This window comes from Aminobacter aganoensis, assembly GCF_014206975.1.
Taxonomy (GTDB): domain Bacteria; phylum Pseudomonadota; class Alphaproteobacteria; order Rhizobiales; family Rhizobiaceae; genus Aminobacter; species Aminobacter aganoensis.
In genome coordinates, this window is sequence record NZ_JACHOU010000002.1 from 697,701 (window position 1) to 704,643 (window position 6,943).

The following is a 6,943-nucleotide window of genomic DNA, read 5'->3' on the forward strand; positions in this document are numbered from 1 at the left end:
GGCGCGTTGGTGAGGCTTTTCGGCTTTAGCTTTGAGAGCGGTTCTTGAAGCGCCAGGATTCGTTGCCGGTCTCGATGATCTCGCAGTGATGGGTGAGCCGATCGAGCAGCGCGGTGGTCATCTTGGCGTCGCCGAAGACGGCGGGCCATTCCCCGAAGGCGAGGTTGGTGGTCACGATGATCGAGGTCCGCTCGTAGAGCCGGCTGATCAGGTGGAAGAGGAGCTGGCCGCCAGCCTGGGCGAAGGGGAGATAGCCCAGTTCGTCGAGCACGACGAAGTCGAGCCGGGTCAGGTAGTCGGCGATGCGTCCCTGCTTGCCGGAGCGGTGCTCGGTCTCCAGCCGGTTGACCAGATCGACGACGTTGAAGAAGCGGCCACGGGTTCCACTGCGGATGAGCGCGCGGGCGATCGCGATGGCCAGGTGCGACTTGCCCGTGCCGGTCCCGCCGATGAGGACGGCGTTGCGCTGGTCGGCGACGAAGGCGCCGGTGGCAAGGTCGCGCACGAGCGTCTCGTTAACGGGCGTGTCGGCGAAGTCGAAGTCGTCGATGTCCTTGGCCAGCGGCAGTTTGGCGACGGTGAGCTGGTATTTGATGGAGCGCGCCTGCTTCTCGGCGATCTCGGCCGACAGCAGGTCGCCGACGACTCTCGGCGGCTCGTGCTGACGCTTGATCGCGGTGGTCATGATCTCGTCGTAGGCACTGCGCATGCCATAGAGCTTCAGCGTCCCCATCAGATCCAGAACCTGGGTGCGTTCCATCAGCTTGCCCTCCTGAGGCTGTCGTAGCGGGCGCAGTCGGCCTGCGGCTCGATCGCCAAGCGCAGTGCGTCGGGTGTGAGGATGGTGATGGCCGGCGCCGGATCGCGGCGTCGGGCCAGGATGTTGAGGATGACGTCCGACGAGCAGACGTTCTCGGACAGCGCCTGCTGGCAGGCGGTCTCGACGGCATCGAGCCCATCCGACAGCACCGCGGTCAGGATCGACACCATCTGCCGGTCGCCGTCGTCGGCGGCCTTCAGCCTGCGCCTGACCCGCTCCATCGCCGACGGCAGTTCCCAGCCTTGGAACGGCGCGCCGTTGCGCAGCGCGCCGGGCTTGCGCGCCAGCACCGGGACGTAGTGCCAAGGATCGTAGACCGTCTGGTTGCGGCCGAACGAGCGGGCATGCTCACCAACGATCGTGCCGTCCTGGCGCACGACGATGCGATCGGCATAGGCCTGGATCTCGACGGGTCTGCCGACAGCGGTCGAGATCACCGAGTATTTGTTGTTGTCGAAGCGCACGGTGCAGGTCTTCGACACCGAGGCAGGAACGGTGTGGAATCCGTCGAAGGGACCACGATACTCGACCAGCTTGCCGCGTTCCTCCTCGAACACATCCCAGATGGTGCGCTCCGGCTGGTCGATATGGCGATGCGCCCTGGCGTAGGCGACGCACTTGTCGAGCAGCCATGCGTTCAGCTGCTCGTAGTTCTGGAAGCGCAGCCGCGGCGTGAAGAAGCGTTCGCGCACCAGCCCGACTTGGTTCTCGACCTGACCCTTCTCCCAGCCCGAGGCCGGCGTGCAGGCGACGGGCTGCACCAGATAGTGGCTGCACATCTGCAGGAAGCGACGGTTGTATTGCCGGTCCTTGCCGACGAAGACTGTCTCCACCGCCGTCTTCATGTTGTCGTAGATGCCGCGCGTGCAGGCGCCGCCGAAGAAGGCGAAGGCCCGGTCGTGGGCATCGAACACCATCTCCTGCGTCTCGCGCGGATAGGCCCGCACGAACATCATGCGGCTGTGGCAGAGCCGGACGTGAGCGACCTTCACGGTCACCGTCACGCCGGCAAGCAGGACGATCTCGTGGCTCCAGTCGAACTGGTAGGCCTCGCCCGGCGCGAAGAGCAGCGGCACGTAGGCCTCGGCCGCCGCCGATCCTCTCGTCTTCGCCCAGCTCCCCGCGTATCGGCGCACGGCGTCGTAGCCGCCCTCATAGCCAAGCGCGCGAAGCTCCTCGTAGATCCGGATCAGCGTCAGTTGCTCGCGCGCCGACTTGCCGAGATTGCCATTAAGGAGCCCGTCGAGCTGGTCCTTCCACGGTCCGGTCTTCGGCTTCGGCTGTCGCTCCCGCTCATAGGAGAACGACGTCTCGTCGGACCTGAGGATCTTGCGGACGGTGTTGCGCGACACGTGCAGCTCGCGGCAGATCCGCTTGAGCGACCACCCCTGCACATGAAAGGCACGCCGAACCCGGGCGATCGTATCCACTGACTTCATCCCCTCTCCACCCGCTCGCCGAAACGAACGGATGATCGCAGATCGACTTCACGAGGGGGGTCAAAATTGGACGCCGATCCTCCCGTCTAGGGGGTCAAAATTGCATGCCGATTCACATTCAGGGGAATGGCCCTTGAACGCCACTTAAATTTAAGATCGTCGAATCGCCCCCCATCTGGAGCGGCGCCAGGAACGGCTTGTAGAGCTAAATCGCCGGCGCTTGGAAAACTTACGCACCAGTGGCGAGTTGCTTCGCCAAGCAGAAGTGGCTCGGTTTGTTTGAACAGTTTCCGGGCTTTCGCTAAGTGGATTGCTGCCTCGGTTAGGCTGCCATCGGGATTGATGACTGCGCATTGAAGTAGGCCTCGTCTGGCGTCTGCCGGTCAAGGCTCGAATGAGGTCTGCGAGCGTTGTAGAAGTGGTCGATGTATCGGCCGAGTGAAGCTCTTGCCTCCGACACGCTGGCGTAGGCGCGAAGGTAGACCTCCTCGTATTTGATCGTGCGCCAGAGCCTCTCGACGAACACGTTGTCGCGCCATGCGCCCTTGCCGTCCATGCTGATGGCGATCTCGTGCTTCTTCAGCAGATCGGTGAAGGCGACGCTGGTGAACTGGCTGCCCTGGTCCGAGTTGAAGATGTCAGGCTTGCCGTATCTCGCCAGCGCCTCCTCGACAGCCTCGATGCAGAACGCCGTGTCCATGGTGATCGAGAGCCGCCAGGCCAGCACCTTGCGGCTGAACCAGTCGACCACGGCCGCGAGATAGACAAAGCCACGCGCCATGGGGATGTATGTGATGTCGATCGCCCAGACCTGGTTGGATCGCGTAATCGGCAGCTTGTGCAAGAGGTATGGGTAGATCTTGTGGCCCGGAGCCGGCTTCGAGGTGTTCGGGCGCCGATAGATCGCCGCGATCCTCATGCGCTTCATCAGTGTCGCGACGTGGAGCCGGCCGACATCGAAGCCCTCGCGAACGAGGAAGTCGCGCATCATGCGGCTGCCCGCGAACGGATAATCCAGATGCAGTTTGTCGATCCGCAGCATCAACACCAGATCGGCAGCGGGAACCGGTCGCGGCAGATAGTAGACGCTCCCCCGGCTGATGCCGAGGGCCGCCGCCTGCTTCCTGACGGGCAAGGGGTGCTGACGGTCGATCATCGTCTTGCGCTCAGCAACCCCGCCTTGGTGAGCGCGCCGGCTAAAAAATCGTTCGTGAGCGTCAACTCACCGATCTTGGCGTGCAGTTCCTTCACGTCGATCGGTGGCGGCGCTTCGGTCCTGCTGTCGCCGCCGAAGACTTCAGCTGCCCCTTCCAGAAGCTGCGTGCGCCACGACGTGATCTGATTGGCATGCACGTCGAACTGCTCGGCCAACTCAGCCAGCGTCTTCTCGCCCTTGATCGCGGCAAGCGCCACCTTCGCCTTGAAGGCCGGGCTGTGGTTCCGGCGAGGTCGTCTGCTCATGGTATCTCCTGTTCACGGCATCATGCCGATATCAGGCAGAAATGCCACTTATCCCAACTGTCCAGATTCCCAGAGCCACCTCTCTTTCTAGAAACTGAACGGGCCGAGACCGGCAACCACGGTTAAGAAGCATGTGGACGCCGTCCGCGACAGAGATAGAACCCGGTCGCGAACGCGAGAGCCAACTAGACTAGCGATTGGGCTGCAAAGGCGACGCTGGGCCCGCTTGTCACGGCGCGTTGAGCCGTCGAGCGAGCGGCAACAGACCGGCCGTTGCCAACGGAGTTGGGCGTGCACTTCCACGCCGATAGATGACAGGAGAGCTTCCGAATATTGCACGAAATCGCTTCGAAAAATGCAGCGGGTCGGTGTAGCCGCAGTGGAGCGCTACTTCAGCGACGCTTAAATTCGTCTGCGTGAGCAGGGTCTCTGCGCGAGCCACACGGAAAAGTTCCAAAGCTCTGACAAATCCCGTGCCATATTTGTCGGAGAACAGTCGGGCTAGATGTTCCTTGGAGACGTGCGCCACTGAAGCTAATTCAGTCATATCAATGGGCCGCATTCTCCTAGCCCATTCTTCTTTGATGTAGGTAAGAGCTGCCCCTAATGCCCTATGCTCTCCAATTTCCGGCTGGGGATGAGGTAAGTTGACGAACATTTGGAGAATAATGTCGACCACCCGCTCTGCGTGACTTACCCAGTCGGAGAAATCCTCCTCACTCAGCCAAAGCAGATACTCAAGCAAACCCGGCAGTGGTCCAGGTGATATTTGCCTCAATACTGGCCACGATGACGCCTCGGGGCGGGGCGAAATTTCAAAAAAAACATAGTTGATCCGGCATTCGGTACACGTATGCCATTCGGCGTACATCCCTTCACGGGCGAGAAGAAGGGTACCAGGTTCGAGGGTCATGTCGACGCCGCCGTCAAGCCAGTTCCAATTTGATCTGCCGGCAGTGGTCCACACGAACTGCCACTCTGTAATGCTTCGTGGCTTGGCGCTGACGCCCAGAGGATAGGTCGCACGAGTCGGCCTATAAACCCCTGAGCGGTGACGAAGTGAGATCATATATGGCCACGTATCACGACGCGACGTGGCTACTCAACAAACTCGGCATGGTGGGGCGAAATCCAAATGGAACGGGGTTGCCGACCACTCGAAAACAGATAGCCTGTTCCGCAGTTCAAAGGGTGCCACGAGTTCGGTGTCGTACCCTTTCATGCGCGCTCCAATAGCCCACTAGCCAGCGAGACCGCGGGTAGCCACGACTTAGATAAGACCGACGGGTGCGTCTATATAATGCCGTATGAGGGTTTTCCTTTGCTGTGCGATTTCGTCGTGGGGTTGAGCTCGGTGATGTTGACAAGTATCGATGGGTCGAGATCAAGAAGGCCTTGAGCGGCTTTCAAAATCGCAGGGGCATCCATGTGCTGCCTGGCCAGCAAATAGACTTCCGTTCCACCACGAGCATAGGTGTCCCGAAGTCCCAGGCGAACGAGGCGGCGGTTGGAACCGCGCTCTGCCATGAGCTCCGCCACCGCCGAGCCAAGCCCACCTGTAGTAAGGTGGTTCTCAACGACAATCGTTGCCCGGGTGCGTTCGACAGCATCTAGCACGGCAACGTCATCAAGCGGCCGAACGGTCGAGATGTGAAGGTGGTGGACCCCCACACCAGCATTCTGCAGCCATTGCGCGGCAAGAATCGCCGGCGAGGTGGTGATCGACGATGAGATAAGCGCGAGGTCCGTGCCGTGACTTAGTTCCCTGGCGACACCCAACTCGAAAGGGGTGTCAAAAAGGACTGGAACCTCGGTGGTCAAGAGTTCCGGCCGCGGTATTCTGCAGTAGACGGGTCCGTCCACGGGATCGAGCGTCGGCAGCATGGTGCGAATTTCGGTTGCATCCGCCAAGTCCAGGATAACCATTCCGGGAATCGCTCGCATCAATGCGACGTCATCGATAGCCTGGTGGCTCACGCCTCCAAAGTTTAGACCCGCGAAACCGCCTATGAGGCGGACGCGCATTTTCGGATAGGCAATGGCCATCACCATCTGATCAAAGGTTCGCCGAGTGAGAAAGGTGGCAATCGTGTGCACGAAAGGCGTCAGGCCGCCGCGTGCCATCCCGCCGGCCACGCCTATCATGTTCTGCTCCGCCATCCCAATGTTGAGGAATCTCTCAGGATGAGCATCTCGAAAGGCGGAAAGATTATTCCCAGCAGTGTCTCCTGCCAGAACCACAACATCTGGTCGAGGACCAGCATACTCCAGAAAGGCGGTCCCATACGGGTTCGCAATGCGGTCATTCACGAGCTTTGCGCTGGTCATGCCGAAGCTCCTTTTGCCAAGTCGTTGCGAGCGAGTTCCGCTTCATCTTTGGTGAAGCTAACCATGTGCAGTTTCTCGCGGTGAGACAGCGATGGGATGCCCTTCCAGATGCAGGTGCGACACGCAATCGCCCGCGTTCGCTTGCCGTCCCCTGCCTCGATTGCATTTGCAATCGCATGAAGGTCATGGCCGTCGATTTCCGCTGCATCCAATCCAAAGGCCTGTAGTTTCTCCACGACGGGATCAATCCGCATTACCCTATCGACGGACCCGTCAACCTGGCTGTCGTTTAGGTCGAAGAGAATGACGAGATTCACCAATTGATAGTGGCCGCAGGTCATTAGCGCTTCCCAGGTCTGGCCTTCCTGCAACTCGCCGTCGGACACGAGGACGAAGATCTTTCCTTGCTCGCCGCGAAGGCGCCGGGCGAGGGCCAGTCCGACCGCCTGACTTAACCCTTGCCCGAGGGAACCGATCGAAAAGATGGTTCCTGGCACTTCTCCGCTAGGGATTAGATCAAGGGGGCTGCCGTCTTGCTGAAAGGTGTTGAACTCATCTTCGCTAAGCTCACCTAATGCAACCAGCATGGCCCAAAGGGGCAATGCATAATGGGACGGTGAAAGAACGAAGCCGTCCCCGCGCCCGCGATCCATGCTTTGTACGTGTATTGCGCTGAGGATCTCAGCCGCGGAGCAGGCTTGTCCCAAGTAGGACATACCGCGTGCGATCGTCATCTCCAGGGCCTTGGACCGAATGTCGTGCGCGACTGCTTGCGCGCGCCTATGCCAATCTTGATTGTCTAGAGCGTGTCGCACTTAATCGGTCTCATATCCGGCAGCCTTGAAGAAGTTTCGGCATTGTGTTGGGTCGAAGAGGTCACAGATATCGCCGATTG

The 6,943-nt window shown here is 60.3% G+C and carries 5 protein-coding genes and 1 pseudogene; all 6 read right to left on the bottom strand.

Annotation, left to right across the window (positions count from 1 at the left end; all coding sequences use genetic code 11):
• Positions 1-25: 25 nt before the first annotated feature.
• The 6 genes and pseudogenes from istB to GGR00_RS07565 all read right to left on the bottom strand — a co-directional run bounded on the left by istB (position 26) and on the right by GGR00_RS07565 (position 6,863).
• Positions 26-760, bottom strand: coding sequence for an IS21-like element helper ATPase IstB (gene istB, locus GGR00_RS07540; RefSeq protein WP_184698909.1), 735 nt, complete (start codon positions 758-760; stop codon positions 26-28).
• Positions 761-765: 5 nt separating this feature from the next.
• Positions 766-2,259: pseudogene (gene istA / locus GGR00_RS07545) on the bottom strand (IS21 family transposase); the annotation flags it as partial.
• Positions 2,260-2,581: 322 nt separating this feature from the next.
• Positions 2,582-3,720 (bottom strand): IS3 family transposase gene (locus GGR00_RS07550; RefSeq protein ID WP_184698913.1). Its coding sequence is split into 2 segments (ribosomal slippage): positions 2,582-3,456 and positions 3,456-3,720, totalling 1,140 coding nucleotides; the frame shifts between segments, so codons are not numbered across the junction.
• Positions 3,721-3,949: 229 nt separating this feature from the next.
• Complete coding sequence (locus GGR00_RS07555) at positions 3,950-4,633, bottom strand: helix-turn-helix domain-containing protein (RefSeq protein WP_184698915.1); 684 nt, start codon at positions 4,631-4,633, stop codon at positions 3,950-3,952.
• Between the two features lie 380 nt (positions 4,634-5,013).
• Positions 5,014-6,048, bottom strand: coding sequence for a transketolase family protein (locus GGR00_RS07560; RefSeq protein WP_184698917.1), 1,035 nt, complete (start codon positions 6,046-6,048; stop codon positions 5,014-5,016).
• A complete protein-coding gene (locus tag GGR00_RS07565; protein WP_210314961.1) occupies positions 6,045-6,863 on the bottom strand; it encodes a 1-deoxy-D-xylulose-5-phosphate synthase N-terminal domain-containing protein in 819 nt (272 codons plus the stop codon). The genes GGR00_RS07560 and GGR00_RS07565 overlap by 4 nt, the downstream gene beginning before the upstream one ends.
• Between the last annotated feature and the right edge of the window lie 80 nt (positions 6,864-6,943).